At 65.8% G+C, this 1,142-nt stretch carries 1 protein-coding gene and 1 pseudogene; both read left to right on the top strand.

What is annotated here, in order from left to right; all coding sequences use genetic code 11:
* Positions 1 to 352 precede the first annotated feature (352 nt).
* Positions 353 to 865 carry a DUF2625 family protein gene (locus IEZ08_RS39040; RefSeq protein WP_189244247.1) on the top strand — a complete coding sequence of 171 codons (513 nt, stop codon included), beginning with the start codon at positions 353 to 355 and terminating at the stop codon, positions 863 to 865.
* A gap of 34 nt (positions 866 to 899) precedes the next feature.
* A pseudogene (locus tag IEZ08_RS39045) lies at positions 900 to 1,076 on the top strand (helix-turn-helix domain-containing protein); the annotation flags it as partial.
* Positions 1,077 to 1,142: the final 66 nt, after the last annotated feature.

Genomic DNA, 1,142 nt, shown 5'->3' on the forward strand with positions numbered 1-1,142 from the left:
CATCGATGCCTGGCTCACCGGCAGACCACTCGCCAAGACTCGCATCTCGCCCTTCGCAGCGCTCCGCCCCGCTGGATGAGATCCAGCGAGGCGGAATTAACCAACAGCGTCCGATGATCGGAATGGGCCTTTGAGCTGCTGCGCGGCCGAGAGGACTCGAACCCCTAACCTTCTGATCCGCAGGGAAGGGCGGTCGGTCACCTCGCTAACGGTCTCCCGCCCTGGTAAGGCGGTGGATGCGGGCCGGTGTCATGTGATCGTGTAAGGCGGTGTTGCTGTACGGCGCTGCTGTACAGGTCCCGCTCCATCCGGATCCTTCGTGCCACCGTGCCACCGTGCCAGCATGCGAACCGTGGGAGAACTCGTCACCGTTGACGATCCGGCGTGGCCAGCCCTCTTGGAGGAAGTCACCGTCAGCGACGTGAGCACAAGGACGCTGCCGTCCGAGGGGACCGAGCAGGGCCGTACGTGCCTGCACCGCCTGCAGGTGTCGGCGCGGTCGTGGCTTGGAGCCATGGCGCTGCACTCCGATGGCCTGCTGGTCGACCACGGTTGGGTACGCGTGCTGGGAGGTCCCTCAGCTGTGCCCGGCATGTCCGACCTGCTGCGAGCGAACACCCTGACTGAGACCGCTTCCGCGCATACGGCGCCGTCCCGACTGATCGTGGCCTATGACGTGCTCGGTGGCGTCTTCGCGATCAAAGGTGGTGGCGTCGCTGCCAGTTCACTGCCGGGTGATCCCGGCCATGTGATCTATTTCGCTCCGGACTGCCTGGAGTGGGAATGCTGGGAGCCTGGCCATGGGAGCTGGTTGCGCTGGCTGCTACTGAGTTTGAAGGGCCGAAGTTACAGCGCTGAAGGGTAGTGACGACCGGCGCAGGACCGTCTATGCCGGAGGCATGAGGTACGGCGAGGGTGGTGGACTGACCGCCGAGCAACGCGCCAAACGCGAGCGGCTGCGCTTCGAGGCCGCCGACCTGTTCGCCCAAGGAGTCTCAGCCCCGGAGGTCGCACGCCGGTTTCGGGTGAGCCGGATGTCGGCCAACCGCTGGTATCGGGCCTGGCAGACCGGCGGGGTTGAGTGGGCTTGATCCGGTTGGACGGACATCCGAGATCAGGGGCTCGCCCCCGAAAGGATGTCC

It is taken from the genome of Planobispora rosea, assembly GCF_014648175.1.
In the GTDB taxonomy this organism is placed as follows: Bacteria; Actinomycetota; Actinomycetes; order Streptosporangiales; family Streptosporangiaceae; genus Planobispora; species Planobispora rosea.